General features: G+C 58.6%; 16 protein-coding genes. 8 read left to right on the top strand and 8 right to left on the bottom strand.

Annotated features, from left to right (window positions below):
* The first annotated feature begins 18 nt into the window (after window positions 1–18).
* Genes I6L34_RS20730 through I6L34_RS20720 form a run of 3 tightly spaced genes read left to right on the top strand, consistent with a single transcriptional unit; the run spans window position 19 to window position 2,991 of the window.
* Window positions 19–1,134 carry a glycosyltransferase gene (locus tag I6L34_RS20730; protein ID WP_058058297.1) on the top strand — a complete coding sequence of 372 codons (1,116 nt, stop codon included), beginning with the start codon at window positions 19–21 and terminating at the stop codon, window positions 1,132–1,134.
* 31 nt (window positions 1,135–1,165) lie between these two features.
* Window positions 1,166–2,359, top strand: a complete 1,194-nt coding sequence (locus tag I6L34_RS20725; RefSeq protein ID WP_058058296.1) for a glycosyltransferase family 2 protein — start codon at window positions 1,166–1,168, stop codon at window positions 2,357–2,359.
* Entirely contained in the window at window positions 2,356–2,991 is a 636-nt protein-coding gene (locus tag I6L34_RS20720; RefSeq protein ID WP_216955256.1) for a sugar transferase, read from the top strand. Before I6L34_RS20725 ends, I6L34_RS20720 begins: the two co-directional genes overlap by 4 nt.
* Before the next feature lie 404 nt (window positions 2,992–3,395).
* Here I6L34_RS20720 and I6L34_RS20715 read toward each other — a convergent pair whose 3' ends face one another.
* The 6 genes from I6L34_RS20715 to I6L34_RS20690 form a co-directional block, all read right to left on the bottom strand.
* Window positions 3,396–4,397 carry a glycosyltransferase family 4 protein gene (locus I6L34_RS20715; protein ID WP_216955255.1) on the bottom strand — a complete coding sequence of 334 codons (1,002 nt, stop codon included), beginning with the start codon at window positions 4,395–4,397 and terminating at the stop codon, window positions 3,396–3,398.
* An 80-nt stretch (window positions 4,398–4,477) separates the two neighbouring features.
* The gene (locus I6L34_RS20710) at window positions 4,478–5,968 is read right to left on the bottom strand and encodes a SpoIIE family protein phosphatase (RefSeq protein WP_058058294.1); all 1,491 of its coding nucleotides are present in this window, start codon (window positions 5,966–5,968) and stop codon (window positions 4,478–4,480) included.
* A gap of 23 nt (window positions 5,969–5,991) precedes the next feature.
* On the bottom strand, window positions 5,992–6,660 hold the full coding sequence (locus tag I6L34_RS20705; RefSeq protein ID WP_005360129.1) for a tyrosine-protein kinase family protein: 669 nt from the start codon (window positions 6,658–6,660) through the stop codon (window positions 5,992–5,994).
* A 1-nt stretch (window position 6,661) separates the two neighbouring features.
* On the bottom strand, window positions 6,662–8,767 hold the full coding sequence (locus I6L34_RS20700) for an SLBB domain-containing protein (RefSeq protein WP_005360128.1): 2,106 nt from the start codon (window positions 8,765–8,767) through the stop codon (window positions 6,662–6,664).
* Window positions 8,768–8,785: 18 nt separating this feature from the next.
* Complete coding sequence (locus I6L34_RS20695) at window positions 8,786–9,202, bottom strand: hypothetical protein (RefSeq protein WP_019445317.1); 417 nt, start codon at window positions 9,200–9,202, stop codon at window positions 8,786–8,788.
* Entirely contained in the window at window positions 9,199–9,549 is a 351-nt protein-coding gene (locus tag I6L34_RS20690; protein ID WP_005333409.1) for an STAS domain-containing protein, read from the bottom strand. Before I6L34_RS20690 ends, I6L34_RS20695 begins: the two co-directional genes overlap by 4 nt.
* 339 nt (window positions 9,550–9,888) lie before the next feature.
* Here I6L34_RS20690 and I6L34_RS20685 point away from each other — a divergent pair, with 339 nt between their 5' ends.
* Window positions 9,889–10,380, top strand: coding sequence for a molybdopterin-dependent oxidoreductase (locus I6L34_RS20685; protein ID WP_005351410.1), 492 nt, complete (start codon window positions 9,889–9,891; stop codon window positions 10,378–10,380).
* Between the two features lie 8 nt (window positions 10,381–10,388).
* The gene (locus I6L34_RS20680) at window positions 10,389–12,215 is read left to right on the top strand and encodes an ATP-binding protein (protein ID WP_058057345.1); all 1,827 of its coding nucleotides are present in this window, start codon (window positions 10,389–10,391) and stop codon (window positions 12,213–12,215) included.
* Window positions 12,216–12,428: 213 nt separating this feature from the next.
* Here I6L34_RS20680 and I6L34_RS20675 read toward each other — a convergent pair whose 3' ends face one another.
* On the bottom strand, window positions 12,429–13,313 hold the full coding sequence (locus tag I6L34_RS20675) for a LysR family transcriptional regulator (RefSeq protein ID WP_058057350.1): 885 nt from the start codon (window positions 13,311–13,313) through the stop codon (window positions 12,429–12,431).
* A gap of 209 nt (window positions 13,314–13,522) precedes the next feature.
* On the opposite strand from I6L34_RS20675, the gene I6L34_RS20670 reads away from it, so the two are divergent.
* The 3 genes from I6L34_RS20670 (at window position 13,523) to I6L34_RS20660 (ending at window position 16,406) form a co-directional block, all read left to right on the top strand.
* Entirely contained in the window at window positions 13,523–14,659 is a 1,137-nt protein-coding gene (locus I6L34_RS20670) for an alpha/beta hydrolase (RefSeq protein WP_058057346.1), read from the top strand.
* 82 nt (window positions 14,660–14,741) lie between these two features.
* Entirely contained in the window at window positions 14,742–15,191 is a 450-nt protein-coding gene (locus I6L34_RS20665) for a cyclophilin-like fold protein (RefSeq protein ID WP_234781298.1), read from the top strand.
* Between the two features lie 96 nt (window positions 15,192–15,287).
* Complete coding sequence (locus I6L34_RS20660; RefSeq protein WP_254202903.1) at window positions 15,288–16,406, top strand: MFS transporter; 1,119 nt, start codon at window positions 15,288–15,290, stop codon at window positions 16,404–16,406.
* Between the two features lie 140 nt (window positions 16,407–16,546).
* Here the strand turns inward: I6L34_RS20660 and I6L34_RS20655 are convergent, their stop codons facing one another.
* Window positions 16,547–16,828, bottom strand: coding sequence for a hypothetical protein (locus I6L34_RS20655; protein ID WP_230848183.1), 282 nt, complete (start codon window positions 16,826–16,828; stop codon window positions 16,547–16,549).
* Between the last annotated feature and the right edge of the window lie 60 nt (window positions 16,829–16,888).

Here is a 16,888-nt window from a genome sequence, read left to right as displayed (position 1 = left end):
CTTGCCGGAGCGCGAACCATGTTGTCATCAACCCCGTCGCACAGACCCCATCCCCGCAGAAGCTCCATCGTTCAAATAGTGCAGCACCTGCAGCCCGGCGGGCTGGAGACCATGGTGCTCAACCTCACGCAAGCGAGCCCTGCCGAGCAGCCGGTGCATATCATCTCCCTCGAAGGGCACAAAGGGGATGTACTAAGGGCATGGCCCGCCCTGCATCCCTTCGCAGACCGCATTCACTGCCTGGAAAAGCCCGCGGGCTGGTCGCTGGCGACCCTCTGGCGGCTCACCCGACTGCTGCGCCAGCTCAAGCCCGTCGCGGTACATACCCACCATCTGGGGCCCATGCTCTATGGCGGGCTGGCCAGTCGGCTGACCCGGGTGCCCACCCTGGTACACACAGAGCACGATGCCTGGTATCTCGATGATCCCCATCAGCGCACGCTGGCCCTGTGGGGGCTGCGCGCCTTCAAACCCATTCTGGTGGCCGATGCCACGCCGGTGGCCAACCAGCTGCTGGCCAAGCTGGGGCAGTTGTCGCCAACCGTGATCCCCAACGGCATCGATGAGCGGCGCTTTGCCCCGGGCGCCGCCGCCCTCGCCCGTCAGGAGATGGGGCTGCCGCAAGGGGTCAGGTTGATTGGCTGCGCCGCCCGCCTTGAGTCGGTCAAGGGACATACCTTGCTGCTGGAGGCAATCCGCGCCCTGCCGGAGGAGGTGCATCTTGCGTTGGCAGGGGTCGGCAGTTTGCAAAATGCGTTGCAACAACAGTGTCAGCAACTGGGGATCTCCCATCGGGTCCATTTTCTGGGGCTGGTCGAAAACATGCCGCGCTTCTATCAGGGGCTGGATCTTTTCTGCCTCCCCTCGCTGGCGGAGGGGATGCCGCTTTGTGTGCTGGAAGCACAGGCGTGCGGGGTGCCGGTGGTGATGAGCGATGTGGGGGCGGCCAGAGAGATCGTCTGTCAGGCCAGCGGCCATATCCTGTCGGAGCGGGATCCCGGCCGCCTTGCCCAGCTTCTGGCACAAGGGTTGCTGCAGTGCCATAGCCTGCGTGCCGTCACCCGTGAGTTTGTGTGCCAGCAAAGCAGCTTGAGCCGGATGGCTCAGGCCTATCAGCAGCTCTACAGCCGCTGATCAAGCGACCCGATGACCAGAGGAGCATCCCATGGAATGGATCATGATCGTGTTCTGTCTGTGCGCTGTACTGGTGGTCTACCACCATGTCGGCTATCCCCTGCTGCTCAAATTCGGTGGTCGGCAGGCGCGCAAGGTAGCCAATCCACCCCGCCCTCTGGATCGAGGGTTCAAAACAGACGCCACCGATGAGGCGCTGCCGACCATCACCCTGCTGATGCCGGTTTATAACGAGGCAGCGACCATCGCGGCCAAGTTGCAAAACCTCGCCAGCCTCGATTACCCCGCCGACAAGCTGTGGGTGCATGTGCATTTCGACGGTTGCAGCGACAACAGCTACCCCATTGCGCTGAGTCAGCTCGGTGATCCCGCCCTGCAGCAGTTGCAGATCAGGCTGTTTGATCACCCCCGCAATCGCGGCAAGGTCGCCGTGCTCAATGAGGCCATGACCCGGGTGCATAGCGATCTGGTGGCCCTCACCGATGTCTCGGCCCTGCTGCCCATCGACAGCCTGCTGCTGGCGGTCGCCCATTTTGCCGATCCCAAGGTAGGGGTGGTCGGGGAAGCGTACCGCTTCTGGCAACCGGGCTCTCAGGGCGAGGAGAGTTACTGGCACTATCAAAGCCAGATCAAGCTCTGCGAGTCGGCCCTTGGCGGCATGCTGGGGGCCCACGGGGCCTTTTACATGATGCGCCGGGAGTGCCTCACCCCGCTGGCCGCCGATACCATCAACGACGATTTCATCCTGCCGATGCAGGCCATCGCCAAGGGGTATCGCGCTGTCTATGACAATCGCTGCGCCGCACTGGAGCTGGAAGTTTCCGATGCCGCGCTGGAGGCGACACGGCGCAAGCGGATCGGGGCTGGCAACACCCAGCAGCTGTTGCGGTTGCTGCCCCTGCTGCACCCCAAGTTCGGCTGGGTTGCCTTCAACTTTGCCAGTGGCAAGGGGCTGCGGGTGTTGATGCCGCTCTGCCTGACCCTGCTGTGGCTCTGCGCCATCCCGCTGGCCACCCAATCCCTGCTGTTTCAGCTGCTGCTGGGGCTGCAACTGCTGGGGTATCTGCTGGTCATCCTGATCCAGCTGACCCCTGTCCACCCCTGGCCCAATCTGTTTCGCAAGATCCACTATCTGGTACTCGGACACTGGTACAACGGCATGGGCACCCTGCGCTACTGCCTGCGCGCCCCCATACGTTTCATGTCACAGGAGAAAGCCGTATGACACACCCCATTCCAAGATTGACCCTGGTAGTCAAACGCAGCATGGATCTGCTCGGTGCCACTCTTGGCCTGCTGCTGACGCTGCCGCTGTGGCCACTGATCATGCTGGCCATCCGGCTCGATAGCCCGGGGCCAGTGTTCTTTCGTCAGTTGCGGATCGGGCGCAGCCACGCCACCCATACCGAGCTCTTTTTCATGATCAAGTTTCGCACCATGCACGCCGATGCCGAGGCGGCCACCGGGCCGGTCTGGTGTGGCAAGGGGGACAGCCGGATCACCCGCAGCGGCGACTTCCTGCGCAAAACCCGGCTCGATGAGCTGCCGCAGTTTATCAATGTGCTCAAGGGGGAGATGTCGCTGATCGGCCCCCGCCCGGAGCGACCCGGGATCGCCAACCGGCTGGAAGATGCAGTGCCGTACTTTATCGAACGCACCTATGAAGTGGCCCCTGGCATTACCGGTCTGGCGCAGGTCAATCAGGGTTACGACGAGTCGCTCGATGATGTGCGCAGCAAGCTGGCGTTCGATCTGGCCTACTCGGTCGCCCTGCTCCACCCCTGGCGCTGGCTGGTGCAGGATGTGCATATCATCGGCAAGACGATCGCCATCATGGTTGGCAAAAAGGGGCGCTAATCCCGCCAATCTCAGCCACACCTCGAGACCATCAGGCCATTGCCACTGCAATGGCCTTTTTTATGGCGCATCCTTGTGGCACATCAATGGTGATCACAGAAGCAATCCGCCCCCTGCTCCCCCTAACACCGGCACATAAAAAAACGAGTGGCCAGCGGCCTAATGCAAGTCAGTTAAGAGAATTTGAGTCCCAACCCGCGGGGTATAAGGGCTAACGAGTGAGGGAGGCATGATGCCTCCCTCTTTTTATTACATGCCAGTCATGGCAAGGGTTGGAGCCAAATTGACTCTTTAATCATGGAGCTACTTTTGATATTCAATATCTCGAATATTTAGTCATAAAAGTGCTTAACTGACTGGCATTATGGCCAGCGGCCACTCGTTTTGACAGGTTTCTCCGTGATTCAGGCGCCGTAGACAGCCAGAATATCGGTCACTCTGTTGTTGACGCTGTACCCGCGGGCTATGGTGTTGCGGGCCGCCTGACTCATTTTGCTGCGCACCACCCCATCGCTGCGCAGCCAGTAGTTGACCAGCTCCGCCATATCCCGCACATGGCCGGGCTCCACCAGCCAGCCATTGGATTTATGGTCGATCAGATTGACCAGGCCCCCCACCGCAAAGGTACAAACCGGTATGCCGTGAGCCATCGCCTCCAGGGCCACCAGCGGCAACCCTTCAAAGCGGGAGGTGATGCAGAGCAGGTCGATGTTGTGCCACTCATTGGCCATGTTCTGGAAACCATGAAGCTGGACGCGATCACCATACTGCTGCAACAAGGCACTTTTCATGGGGCCATCCCCGTAGAGATGAAACGCCCCCTCCGGGCAGAAGGCGGCCAGCTGGCAGAATGCCTCCGGCCCCTTTTCCGTCGAGAGGCGGCCGACAAAGGCAATCCGGTTGCCAGTTACCGTAGCCGGCGTCGCAGGCATGGGGACAAAGTTGCTGATCACCGTGCTTGGCACAGGCAATTTGCGAGCGATGGGCTCGCTTACTGCAATACACTTCGCAAAACGCGCTGTAGTGCGATCCAGCCAGCTGTAAAACTTCAGCAATCCCTCCCCGTCATCTCCACTGTGAAAAGTCGAGACCACCGATTTACCGGTGAACCAGGCTGTCAGCCGCCCCAGCACCCCGGCCTTGTAGCCGTGGGTATGGATCAGCACAGAAGCAGGCTGGCGAGCCAGACGGCGCATAAAGTCGCGGCTGTTTTGGCACACCTCATAGGGCAAACCCTGCTGTTTGAGCAGGGTCGTAAAGGGGGTCATACCGTGGTTGCTCACCAGCACTATGGTGGGGCGAAATCCCCTGGCTAGCAGATCGTTGGCCAAGTGGATAATGTGAACTTCTATTCCACCGACCTGACGCGCATCGATGGCCAGCCAGATCTGCTGCATGGGTAACATAGGCACCTCCTCCCGTGGCTCCATGCCACCTGAAATGAGGCGCTGCATAGAGCGGGCCAGTCAGGCAAAGAGGGGCAGGATCAGGCGCCGGGACAGGCGACCAGCAAGAGGGTCATGTCATCGAGGGCGGCATCATTGATGCGCTCATCAAACCAGCGGGCAATGCGATGAGCCAGTTGCTCAAGACCAGGCCCCGAAGTCAGGCAGATCTCTTTTAGCTGCGACTCCCAGCGCTGGCGCTCTGCGGCATCACGACTATCGAGCAGACCGTCGGTCCAGAACAGCAGGATCTCGCCGGACTTGAGCTGACGCTCATTGGTCACGAAGTGAGGATCCGGGCGCAAACCGGGCAAGGGGCCGGTCACGCCGACCTGACGGATGGTGCCGGGCCCGACCAGCCAGGGCGCAGGGTGGCCCGCACTGGCCCACTGCACCCGGCCCTCGTTGCCGAGTTCAATGCAGAGGGTGGTGAGCAGGGTAGCCCCCAATAACGGATCACTGTGAACCGCATTGGACAAGATGGTCAGCAAACGGGCGGGGGCACGCTCCAGATCGTGCGCCGTCAGCAAGCCACGCAGATAACCGGCATAGGCATGGGCAAAAAACTTGGCTTCCGCGTCGTGGCCCATCACATCCCCGAGCCACAGCACCCGATCCTTGACCAGCAGAAAGTCCCCGCCCCCCACGGTGGCCGCGCGGGTTTGCAGCGCCAGCTGGTATCCCCCTATGGAGGTGGCGGGCAATAACGGGCGCAGCGCCGAGGTCATGCGCTGATCCAGCTGTTCGCCCCATTGCGACTTGAGCTGCTCCGAGCGTTGCAGCACCCGCGAAACCGCCAGCAACAGGTCCTGCCTGGTGATGGGCTTGACCAGAAAGTCATCGATCCCCAGCGCCCCCGCCCGACTCTGGGTCCACTGATCCTGATGACCGGTCAGGAAGATAAAGGGCACCCCCTTCATCTTGGGATCCTTCATCAACTGCTGGCGCAGCCCAAAGCCATCGATCCCCTCCATCTCGATATCGGAGAGCACCAGCGCGGGAGGTTGCTTCCCGAGCGCCAGCAGGGCGGCATGGGAGTCGGCATAACTTTCAACTCGGTAGTGCTCATGAAGGTAGGCGGTGAGCAAGGCACGCATCACCTTGTCATCGTCGATCACCGCGAGCACCGGCAGTTGGTTGACCGGGCCCTGCTGGCGAAGGGTCACGCGATTGCGATCACCGTCGCGAGAGAAGTGCACCTCGGCAAACAGTTGGTGCACCAGCGCCAGCCCGTATCCCCCTTCCTGCAGTTCATCGGGTAACGGCGCACTGGCAAGACCGGGTTGCGGGCCGCCATCATCCTCCAGTATCAGACTCAAGCCCGTTTCATCCTCTTTCAGCGTGAGCCAGAGCCGGGTCGCGGGAGGAGCTGTGTGCTTGACGCTATTGGTGGCCAGCTCACTGAAACAGAGCAGCCAGTTGGCTTGATCCTTTGGGGAGACCTGAAACAGGGAGAGCCCCTGTGCCAGCCGGTTGCGCAGTTCGCGCACCGCCTGCAGGGTTGCCGGAGCAGATCGCAACCAGTCATCCATATCGGGCCTCCATCAGCGGGCGATCAGATCCGGAAATTGAGCAAGGCACTGCGCCGGCACCAGCGCTTGAGCCATTCGGTCACCCGGTTGCTGGGCAGCCGGTTGAGTTCGCGCAGGATCTCGCTGGCCAGCCCCGGGTTGAGCTTGTCGTTATAGACAGCGCCAATCAGATTGGCCTCGGCACGGGTCAGTTTATCCACCGCACTTTGTACCACGGTCGTCGGCGTCACCCCCGCCAGCACCACCAGCAGCGCCCCTTCACAGGCTCCACACACCTGATCGGCCGGAATATTGCCCCGATTGAGGGCGGTGAGCGGCGAGGTATCGAAGATCACAACATCGTAATGTTCCAGCCAGCGAACCAGCAGCTGACGCAAGGTATCCTTGTTGCGAAAAGCCATCAGATCCTTGCCCGGCGCCGGGAGCAAGGACAAGGAGCGGCCAGTGGCCACCGGCTCGGGCACATCATTGGGCCCCCAGGCAACCGCCGTGGCGCGGCCGGGGTGATAGAGATTGAGGTCCACCAGCAGGGTGCGCAGCCCATCCGCCTCCGAGCGCCTTGCCAGCGCATCGCAGATGGAGCTCACCCCCTCCCCCCCTTCCGACGAGGTGACAGCCAGCGAGCGGATCCCCCGGGCGACCGTCGCCGCGTAGAGGGATTCGAGCTCCAGATATTGAATGGGGATGCTCATATCAAAGCGTCCCGACCAGGGCCACCACCGAGATCGTGGTCAGAATGTCGCGCATGCCATCCATGAAAATGGCCCAGTTGCTGCTCTTGCTGTCAGGGATAAATACGGTGTCCCCTGCGCGCAGCACCGGTAACTGGCTAAAGTCGGGCTCTTTGGCAAAGCCGTCAAGATCGAAGCTGCGGGCCTGATCCCCCTGACCACTGGTGGCCATGTTGATCACCACAATCTTCTTGATATAGGCGCTGCTGGTCGGGCCCCCTGCCTCTGCCAGCAGATCCAGCAGGGTCATGGAGGAGTCAAAGCGGTAGCGACCAGGGCGTGCTATCGCCCCCAGCACCCTAATGGTGTTCTCCTTCGGCTCATCGAGCCAGGGGCGATTCTTCTCCGGCAGGTAGATGGAGTCGCCGGGCAGCACCTTGGGCAGCAAGGTTTCATCGCCGGTTTCAAAGTAGAGAGCAAGGTCGAGCTTGCTGACCCGCGCCGTGCTGCCACTGCGATGGGCGATGCGCACATTGCGCAGATCCGCCGCCGCAGTCGGACCATCGGCGGCCGACAGGATGTCGATAAAGCCCATCTGCTCATTGAAGGCATAGCGACCGGGAGCCCCGACCTGACCGAAGATATAGATGGAACTGTCCGGTGACTGGCGCACCCACTGGGACTTATTATCACTGGGATCGGTGGGCAGCTCGGGGATCATGATGGTGAATCCGGCCCGGATCTTCGGCAGGCTGGCCAGCGCCCCCCCCTGATGAAGGAACTTGTCGAGATCAAACAGGGTCGGCGTGGCCTGCCCCCCTTCGGCGGTCAGGATCTGCACCTTGGCGATATCGGCTCGCTCGTTGGGGCCACCTGCGTGGGCGATCAGATCCAGCAACGACATCTCGTCAGACCATTCATAGCGGCCCGGGATCCGCACCGCCCCCATCACCATCACCGCCCGCCCGGGTGCCACCTTCAACCAGGACTTCTCGTTGATATCGGTCTTTTCCGGCACAAAAATGGCATCACCGGGTTTGACTTGGGGAAGCGCCTTTTGCATCCCTTCGGTATAGGCCTGCAAGTCGATGGGTTCGATCGTGCCATCGGTGCGCAGCAAACGGATCTGGCGACTCTCGGCATAGCGGGTCGGGCCGCCGGCATTGGCCAGAATATCGAGGAAGGAGTCCCCTTCCCGCCCCTCATAGGCGCCGGGTTTGAACACCTCGCCCATGATGTAGATGGTGCGTGCCCCCCGTTTTATCTGCTCTTCATCCTTGGGCACGAAGATGGTGGCGCCCGGCGCCAGATTGGGCAGCAGCTTGTTGTTGCCGGAGTCGAGATAGGCTTTGAGATCGAACAGTTCGGGGGCATCACCATTGATCACCCGGATCCGCTCCACCCCGGCAAAGCGGGTCACCCCACCGGCTCGCATCAGCAGATCCACGATAGAGTTGCCGCTCTTGAAACTGAAGGCGCCGGGGCTGTTGACCTCGCCAAATACCTTGATCGCCTTGCCGGTATCCCCATCCCCGCCTGCCGCCAGGGTCGCCGCATCAAAATCGATCTGCACGTTGCCGATCAAAGGCGATGCGGGCACGAACACCACATCGAGGGATTGCAATGGCGGCAACACGCTGGCATCGCCGGTATCGAGATAACGCTTGTAGTCGAAGCTCGAGACCGTGCTGCCGCGCCGCACCTGCATGTTGTTGAGCTGGGCACCGGGTACCAACCCGCCAGCGGCATCAAGGGCCATCTGCACGTTGCCATCGGGCGCCAGATCATAACTGCCGGGTTTTTTGACATAGCCCATCACGCTGATCAGCAGCCGCTTCTCCAGCAAGGTGACGGTCAATTGAGAGAGGTTGTTGTAAACAGGTTTGAGGGCGGTGCGGATCAGTTCATCCGCCTGTTGCAGGGTCTTTCCCCCCACCACGACGTTGCCAACTTCAGGCAGTGCAATCTCCCCCTGCTTGTTGATCTGGAAAGGCTGATCAAAAGCAGGCTCACCGGGTTGCACTATGGCCAACCGATCACCGGGAGCCAACAAGGTGGAGGCCAGTAACGGGCAGGTGAACAACAGCAAGAGAACACAGATCAATCCTTCGAGAGCGCCCCGTTTCATAGACATCCTTTTCGTCTGTTACGTCTGCCCCCATTGGCGTAAGGGGAGCCCTGACCAATCAGCACGACAGCCATCCGCTGTTGTCTGTTGCAGCCGCAAACGTACTTGTTGTAGTGATTGTGCCAACACGGTCTGACGCCAGGCTACATCCGACCAGAGCCGTCCGTGCATATCCCGTTCGATATCAATACGTTGAGATTGTAGTCGTTTCAACTCGGCAGGCATACACCCCTGCAGACTCGCTTGCTTTAATTCCGTCAGCTGCAAGTCGAGTTCCTTCTGACGCTCATCATAACGAGACCAGACCCGCCGTTCATCCTCATTGACCGGAATACGGGTGGGTCTTGCCTCTGCCATGCCGCCATACCCCTGCGGCGGCCACTGCGCACAACCCGACAGCAGAATGGACGAGAGCAGGATACCAAAGCGTTTCATGATGCCGCGGCCATCATGCCACGGGAACGCATATAGGCCTTGATGCTCTCATGGCAGGGGATCACCCGGTCGATATGCAGCATCTCCAGCAGGTCATGGGGTTGACCGGGTCCGCAGACAAGGGCCATCTGATGCCCGTTCATAATCAATCTTTTATAGAGAAATACCAAGGCTCCGATCCCCGACGAGTCGATAAAATGAACATCGCTGATATCGGCCAGGATATCTCCCGGGTGGGTCGAGAGGGTTTCAAACAACGGGCGGAGCTCACTGACGGCCATCGCGTCAAACTCGTTTTCCAGTACCACTACCTGGATATCATTAAGGGTGTAAGTCATGCTTTCCATCGCTAGCTCCTTGTCGATTCTCAGACTATTTGCTGTCACGGCATTCAGCACGCTGCAAATGTTATGCCGGACAGTGCCACGGCACTTGTTCTCCAAATGATACTCTTTGCGCCTTATTCACCAACACCCACTCCTCGTTTTGATTGCCAAATTGCAATTGACCTCCCCCGCACGTTGCAAACTGCAATTCACCTTGGCCGAGATCGCCAGATAACAGGCTAAATGGCTGATAATTCAAGCCCATTAGACTGGGCCCGATTATTGCTTGCCTTTGGACACACTTCACAAGCCACCGTTGGCTCGGCCCCCCATGCCGCCATTTTCCAGGAAGGAGAGATCATGAAAGCAGGCCTTTACATCGCACCACTGTTGGCAGCCCTTTGCGGCACCGCATACGCAGCCCCCTCCCCTGACAGCGCCGTGTTGAAGGTTGAAGGCGCCATCAGCAGCCCCACTCATCAGGCTCTGGCCCTGTGGGACAGCGCCATGCTGGATCAACTGCCGGTACACGAAATCAAAACCCATACCCCCTGGTATGACGAAGCCAAGACCTTTCGCGGCCCGCTGCTGCAAGATGTATTGGCCAAGGTCGGGGCAACCGGCAAACAGCTCACCATTACCGCGCTCAATGACTACTCGGTACAGGTGCCGACAAGCGATGCCGAGCAGTATCGGGTCATCCTCGCCCGCACGATCAATGGCAAGCCACTGTCGGTGCGTGACAAAGGGCCGCTGTTCCTTGTCTATCCGTTCGATCAATATCCCGAACTGCAAAACAAGCTCTATTACGGTCGGGCTATCTGGCAGATCAGCGCGATAAAAGTGGAGTAGATCCCATCATGCGTTCCATGGCGGCCAGTCAACGTTTCTTGTTTGTGGTGCTTTGTGTGCTGCTCCTTGCCTTTGCCGGTATTGGTACCATCCAGTACCGGCAATTTCAGGATCTGCAGCGCAGTACCAGTCAGGGCGAAGACAACGTGATGTGGAACTATTTCCAGCTCTATAACGAAGCGCTGCGTTTTCAAAGCTCGCTGCTCCATGAGTCGCAACCGACCTTCCAGCTCAGATACGATATTCTGGTCAGCCGCATGGATCTGGTGCTGGAGAGCAAGGATCGCAGCCTGCTTCAGCAAACAGAGATCTACCAGCAGGCAAGCAAAGCCATTCGCTCCTACATCTCTCTGGCGGATATCTGGCTCGGCCCGGAAGCCACCAAGCCGCTGGACAATCTTGCCCATCAGGAGCTGCGCCAACAGCTCGCCTCCCTGCTTCCCCTGCTCCATCAGCTGACTCTGGAGGTGAACCAGCAGGCAACCCTGTTTGATGTGGCACGCCGCGACAGCGTGAGGGAGCAGATCATCACGACGACACTCATCGCAACCCTGCAATTTGCGCTGCTCTTTGTGCTCGCCCTGCTGATCTGGCGGCAAATGAATATCTCGTTTCTGCAACACAAACTGATGCAGCAGCTCAATGACAAACTGCTGCGGGCAAATCAGGCGGCAGAGGCAGGCACAAGAGCCAAAAGCAGCTTTTTGGCCAACATGAGCCATGAAATTCGCACCCCCATGAATGGTATTCTCGGCATGCTCTCACTGCTGGCCGACCGGGATATGGATCCGAGGGAGCGAGACTATCTGGAGACGGCGCGCGAATCGGCAAACCATCTGCTCGGTCTGCTTAACGACATTCTGGATGTATCCAAGCTGGAAGAGGGCAAGATCGAGCTGCAACTGGCCCCCCATCACTTGCCCCAGCTGCTGGAGGATATCCGGGCTCTGATGCAGAGCAACTGCGATGCAAAAGGGATCAAGCTGACCCTGACTGTTGCCCCCGATACGCCGGAGTGGTTGATGATCGACCCGCTGAGAGTGCGCCAGATCCTCTTCAATCTGGTGAGCAATGCCATCAAGTTCACCCATCAGGGGGAAGTAAAGATCCACGTTGATAGCACCCTGTTGGAGCAGGATCGCCACTCGATACGTATCTCGATCCAGGACACCGGGATCGGCATGAGCAAAAGTCAGTTAAAGAACCTGTTTCAACGTTTCGCTCAGGCGGATGTCTCGATCACCCGCCAATATGGCGGATCGGGCCTGGGTCTTGAAATATCCCGTAACCTCGCACGCCTGATGGGCGGCGATATCTCGGTAGAGAGCAGCGAGGGGCATGGCAGTACTTTTACCTATATCTGGCCCGCCAGAGCCACGACCCCCTCGATTGTTTGCCTGCCGTCCAAGCCGCTGGATCAGGAGAGCTATCGCATCTTGCTGGTTGATGACAATGCCACCAACCGCAAGGTGATCGGCGCCATGCTCGACTCCGTGGGCCATCAGGTCACACTGGCCGTTCAGGGAGAAGAGGCGCTGGAGAAACTGGGTCACACCGAATTTGATCTGGTGTTGATGGATGTTCAGATGCCAGTGATGGATGGCCTGGTGGCCACCACCCGGATCCGCACCTCCCAGATGCCTTGGGCAGATATCCCCATCATCGCCCTGACGGCGGATGCGATGCCGGAATCCAAGCAATACTATCTCTCCCATGGCATGAATGGATATATCACCAAGCCCATCAATAAAGAGACGCTACTGAACGAGATAAACAGACATATTTCCCATGGGCGGCTCAAATACAACGCAGCCATGCGTGTCACCAAGCAATAAAACCGCGGATTCCGGGCTACTGATTGCTCATGTGGGGCAACATTGACCTCTGCAGGCAACTGAATGGGCTTGGGTCTGGAATCCACACAGGCAAGCCGCTTCGCAACAGCTGCACGGGCCGTCGGCTTGTCTCGGGTATGCAGGGATTTTTTGATCTGTACAGATCTAGTAATTCCCTCCCTACAAAGTCCAGACCAGAGTGGATGACTATATTTATGTTTTTAATGCATCAATAACCACTCTTAATGCGGGTGAAACATTCCGGTGGGGATAATAGAGGTACAAACCAGCCAAACGGTGACTATAGGGTTTCAATACCTGGATTAAGATGCCGCGCTCAAGTTCATCGCTCACCAATTCCTCTGGCACATAGGCCAGTCCCAGTCCCATTTTGGCGGCAGCCGCCTCCATGTAACTGTCAGAGAAGACCCACTGCCCCTGTGGTCGATGCTTAATCGCCTTGCCCTCTTGCCACAGTTCCCATTGATAGAGGCTGCCATCGGCAAACTGGTAAGCGATACAGGGATGTCCAGCCAGATCGGCCGGCGTCTGGGGAAATCCGTATTGAAGAAAATGATCTGGTGTGGCCACCATCACCATCTCCAGATCGGGCGCAATGCGCACGGCCACCATCCCCTCATCCACCTCGTCACCCAGCCGCACGCCGGCATCAAAGCGCTCATCGATGATGTTCACGAAGCGGCTTTCACTGATGAGTTCCAGCCGAATATCCGGATAACGCTGCCTGAAGATGGTCAGCTTGGGAAGCAGCACCTTGTCGATGGCATGTTGGCTGGCGTTGATCCGTACCGTGCCTGAAGGGGTATCACGATAGTGGGCGAGCGTGGCCAGACCCGCATCAAGGGACTGAAAACAGCCCTGCGCCGTGCGGTACAACTGCTCACCCGCTTGGGTTAAGGAGAGGCTGCGGGTGGTGCGCATCAGAAGCTGCACCCCGAGCCGGGCCTCGAGATCCCGAATCGTTCGGCTGACCCCGGACTGGGCAAGCCCCAACCTAGCTGCGGCCTTGGTAAAACTCCCTTCCCGAGCGACCAGCATAAAGACGTGGAGATCGTTGTAATTCTCGCGGCCTGTCATTTTGTTCACCCCCTATATTCCTGTCCGCCACGACCTGAGTCAGGTGCGCGTCAGATGTCTTAATTTAGAACAAGTAAGCATTAATGTTATCAAAAAACCGCCTCTAATCATCACTATTAGTTCTAACTAGACTGTGTGTCGTGGTTCACAGAACCAGCCCTCCACCACCAGGACCACGCATCAGAAATCCGATTTCGAGGAACTTTGCCATGAATGTTCTCCCCAAGAAACTGACAGCTATCGCGTCTACCCTGCTGCTGGGCGCCGCATTAACCGGAGTCTCTACATTGAGTCATGCCCAAACAACCAACCCCACTGAACCAGTCTCCATGGTCACCCAATGGGACAAGACCTTCACCCAAAGCGACAAGGTCGATCATCGCAAGGTCACCTTCAAGAACCGTTACGGCATCACTCTGGTGGCTGACCTCTATCTGCCGAAAAACCGGGGAGACGCCAAGCTGGCGGCCATTGCTCTGAGCGGCCCATTTGGTGCCGTAAAAGAGCAGTCGAGCGGCCTCTATGCCCAAACCCTGGCTGAGCGTGGTTTTGTCACGCTGGCGTTTGACCCCTCTTACACCGGTGAGAGTGGCGGCCAGCCGCGTGATGTGGCCTCGCCAGACATCAACACCGAAGATTTCAGCGCCGCCGTCGATTTTCTCGGCCTGCAAAAAGAGGTCGACCGCAACCGTATCGGTCTACTGGGGATTTGCGGCTTGGGTGGCATGGCCCTCAATGCCGCCGCTGGCGACACCCGCATCAAGGCGGTGGCAACCAGCGTGATGTATGACATGAGCCGGGCCATGGGGCATGGAGTGGGCGATGGCAAGGATCGATATTCCACCGCCGATCGCCGCGCCGTGCTGGCATACCTGAATGAACAACGCTGGAAAGATGCGGAAAGTGGCACCTATGCCCATAGCAATCACGACCTCTATGTCGATGACAAGGGAAATGTCACCGCAGCCGCCCGCACCCTGCCAGAGGTTCTGCCGGAAAACCCGCACCCGGTACTCAAGGAGTTCTTCGATTACTACCGTGTACCTCGTGGTTTCCATGCCCGTTCTGTCAACTCCAACGGGGCCTGGACCACTACCATGCCGCTGTCATTCATGAATATGCCGCTGCTGAGCTATGCAAGCGAAATATCCATTCCCACCCTGATCGTGACCGGTGAGCAGGCTCACTCTCGTTACTTTGCCGAAGATGCCTTCAAGGCCGTTGGCAGCAAGCAAAAAGAGCTGGTCGTTGTGCCTGGCGCCAATCATGTCGACCTGTATGACAACCAGGCTGGCAAGATCCCGTTCGCCAAGTTCGAGCAGTTCTTCAAGACCAACATGAAGTAAGCGTCGAAAACGCGGCGGCCTCTTCGCCGCGTTTTCTCACTGGTTTCGACGCCACTATTCACGTCACATAGGGAGAAGCTCAATGATCAGAGGAGTGTTTGTTGGCGCGATGGCTCTGTTGCTGGGGGTGACCAGCACAGCAACCGCTACAAGTGCTAAGGCTCAGAACAAGGCAGATAGTATGAACATCAAGATGACGATAGCCAGCCAGATCATCACGGCCACCCTGGAAGATAGTCACAGCGCCCGGGACTTTTTTGCCATGCTCCCCCTGACACTGCCCCTCGAGGATTACGCCGACACCGAGAAGATTGCTTATCTGCCCCGCAAATTGACCACACAGGGCGCCCCAAAAGGCATTGACCCGAACGTGGGGGATCTCACCTATTACGCCCCGTGGGGCAATCTGGCGATCTTCTATCGGGACTTTGGCTTTTCGACCGGACTGATTAAGTTAGGGCGCATTGAATCGGGTCTCTCCCACCTGAGCACAACCTCGGCCGCCAGCATCACGATCGAAGCAATCGAATAAGCCCATATTTCACTTTCAGGTCATGCTATGAACGTAACATCGTTATCATCACATACACCCGCTGTCGTCAACGAACACTGGTCTGCGGTTGCCGCCATGTCCCTGTGTGTGGCACTGCTCATTGCCGCCGAGTTTATGCCGGTCAGCCTGCTGACGCCGATCGCCACCGATCTAGGTGCCAGCAATGGCATGGCCGGTCTTGCTATTGCCATCTCCGGCCTGTTTGCCGTCCCGACCAGTTTGCTGATCGCACCTCTATCTCACAGGCTGGACCGACGTCATGTGCTCATGGGGCTAGCCGTCGTGATGCTGACCTCTTTAATCGTGATCGCCCTAAGCCCCAACTTTACCGTGCTGATGGTGGCACGCGCTCTGCTCGGGATCGTTATCGGCGGGTTTTGGGCATTGGCAACGGCCACCATCATGCGTTTGGTCGGCAGCCCATCCGTCCCCAAAGCGTTGGGCATCCTGTATACCGGCAATGCGGTCGCGACAGCCTTTGCGGCCCCCATTGGCAGTTACTTGGGTGGACTGATCGGCTGGCGAGGCGTGTTCTGGCTGCTGGTACCGTTGGTAGTGATCAACCTGCTGTGGATGGTACTTTGCCTGCCTTCCATGCACTCCCAAGCACGCCCGCACAGCGCATTTCGCCTTATGCGCAGACCCAACGTCGCCATTGCCATCATGGGCGTGACGCTGACCTTTGCCGGCGCCTTCAGTGCCTTTACCTATTTTCGCCCCTTCCTGGAAACACGCACCCTGGTCGACCTGCCACAACTCTCGGCGCTGCTGCTGGCGCTGGGGCTGGCCGGTTTTGCAGGCACCACGGCTGTGAGCTTGCTGCTGCACCGTCATCTCTACCAGATGCTGCGTTGGTTACCGCTGGCGCTCGGCGTCATCACCTTGGCTCTTTTGACGGTGGCTCATCACTTCTGGGGGGTGGCCCTGATGCTGATCCTCTGGGGGATGCTCAACTCCGCCATTCCGGTCGCCTGGTCCGCCTGGATCACCCAGGGCATCTCAGATTCACCCGAGAGCGGTGGAGGCCTGATGGTGGCAGCTATTCAGCTGGCGATCACGTTGGGGGCTGCCGTGGGGGGGGTGGTTACTGGATTCCCTCTCTATCAGGGCCACCTTTATGGGCAGTGCCCTGTTACTGACCGCCGCCTCCATGGTGGTCGGCAATGGCAGCCGACTAAGGCCCGTCACGCTTGACCAGTAAGTTGACCCATCCGTTAGCAAATCCATTCGCCATCGCACAGTGTAATTTCACCCAGCGCCTTGATGAAGCAGCCGATGTAGTTCTTCTGGTTGCTGAGCTCTTTCGGTGCCCAAGAGAGGGCCTTCTCTTTTTGCTAGCGGTCACACGAGACCGACAACAGCGGAGCAAGCGGTTTGGCCGCCGGAACAACAGGCTTGATATTCGGCTGAGGTTGAGGGTTATCTGGCTCGCTTGTGGATTGCACAACTGGCTTAGCTTTAGAACGCACACAGGCAAGCCGCTTCGCAACAGCTGCACGGGCCGTCAGCTTGTCTCGGGTATGCAGGGATTTTTTGATCTCTTTACGACGACCACAGGGGAGCGTGGTGACTTTCCGGTAATACCAGATGCCGTGGGGACTGAGCCAGAGATTCATCGATGAGCTCCTCGTCGTCCACACAAAGTGGATGACCAAGGGCTTTAGAAAGCTAACTTA

This window comes from Aeromonas sp. FDAARGOS 1404 (assembly GCF_019047085.1).
In the GTDB taxonomy this organism is placed as follows: Bacteria; Pseudomonadota; Gammaproteobacteria; order Enterobacterales; family Aeromonadaceae; genus Aeromonas; species Aeromonas veronii.
The sequence above is the reverse complement of the archived record's forward strand: the minus strand, read 5'-3'. Positions and strand labels throughout refer to the sequence as shown.

Bases quoted from the DNA above. Each gene is read 5' to 3' on its own strand.
- I6L34_RS20730 (WP_058058297.1), top strand. From the start codon at position 19: ATGTTGTCATCAACCCCGTCGCACAGACCCCATCCCCGCAGAAGCTCC.
- I6L34_RS20725 (WP_058058296.1), top strand. From the start codon at position 1,166: ATGGAATGGATCATGATCGTGTTCTGTCTGTGCGCTGTACTGGTGGTC.
- I6L34_RS20720 (WP_216955256.1), top strand. From the start codon at position 2,356: ATGACACACCCCATTCCAAGATTGACCCTGGTAGTCAAACGCAGCATG.
- I6L34_RS20715 (WP_216955255.1), bottom strand. From the start codon at position 4,397: ATGTTACCCATGCAGCAGATCTGGCTGGCCATCGATGCGCGTCAGGTC.
- I6L34_RS20710 (WP_058058294.1), bottom strand. From the start codon at position 5,968: ATGGATGACTGGTTGCGATCTGCTCCGGCAACCCTGCAGGCGGTGCGC.
- I6L34_RS20705 (WP_005360129.1), bottom strand. From the start codon at position 6,660: ATGAGCATCCCCATTCAATATCTGGAGCTCGAATCCCTCTACGCGGCG.
- I6L34_RS20700 (WP_005360128.1), bottom strand. From the start codon at position 8,767: ATGAAACGGGGCGCTCTCGAAGGATTGATCTGTGTTCTCTTGCTGTTG.
- I6L34_RS20695 (WP_019445317.1), bottom strand. From the start codon at position 9,202: ATGAAACGCTTTGGTATCCTGCTCTCGTCCATTCTGCTGTCGGGTTGT.
- I6L34_RS20690 (WP_005333409.1), bottom strand. From the start codon at position 9,549: ATGGAAAGCATGACTTACACCCTTAATGATATCCAGGTAGTGGTACTG.
- I6L34_RS20685 (WP_005351410.1), top strand. From the start codon at position 9,889: ATGAAAGCAGGCCTTTACATCGCACCACTGTTGGCAGCCCTTTGCGGC.
- I6L34_RS20680 (WP_058057345.1), top strand. From the start codon at position 10,389: ATGCGTTCCATGGCGGCCAGTCAACGTTTCTTGTTTGTGGTGCTTTGT.
- I6L34_RS20675 (WP_058057350.1), bottom strand. From the start codon at position 13,313: ATGACAGGCCGCGAGAATTACAACGATCTCCACGTCTTTATGCTGGTC.
- I6L34_RS20670 (WP_058057346.1), top strand. From the start codon at position 13,523: ATGAATGTTCTCCCCAAGAAACTGACAGCTATCGCGTCTACCCTGCTG.
- I6L34_RS20665 (WP_234781298.1), top strand. From the start codon at position 14,742: ATGATCAGAGGAGTGTTTGTTGGCGCGATGGCTCTGTTGCTGGGGGTG.
- I6L34_RS20660 (WP_254202903.1), top strand. From the start codon at position 15,288: ATGTCCCTGTGTGTGGCACTGCTCATTGCCGCCGAGTTTATGCCGGTC.
- I6L34_RS20655 (WP_230848183.1), bottom strand. From the start codon at position 16,828: ATGAATCTCTGGCTCAGTCCCCACGGCATCTGGTATTACCGGAAAGTC.